Below are 271 nucleotides of genomic sequence, written 5' to 3'. Positions count from 1 at the left end.
CCCGGACGGATTCGTGCGGGGCTAGGAAAACACAGCAGCAGCAGGCGGTCCCCGGTGGCGCATGGCCAGCAGCGGCACGCCGAGATTCCGGAGTGCAGCAACCGGAACCAGCACGGAGAGCTTGGGGATCCGCGGGCCCAGGGGCAGCGGCAGAATCAGCGGCAGGATAGTGGTGATGCGCAGCCGCATGGCTGAGAGGATGCGCAGCAGGGCCGCTTCCCCGTTCCGGATGAGGGCAACGGTGGCCGCGGCGGCCAGCAGGTGGCCGATC

General features: G+C 69.7%; 1 pseudogene. It reads right to left on the bottom strand.

Features of this window, described 5'->3' with window-relative positions:
- Window positions 1-21 precede the first annotated feature (21 nt).
- Window positions 22-271, bottom strand: a pseudogene (locus SB754_RS20395) (hypothetical protein); the annotation flags it as partial.

The organism is Leifsonia sp. SIMBA_070, from assembly GCF_046534635.1.
In the GTDB taxonomy this organism is placed as follows: Bacteria; Actinomycetota; Actinomycetes; order Actinomycetales; family Microbacteriaceae; genus Leifsonia.
This window is presented reverse-complemented; position numbering and strand designations above follow the sequence as displayed.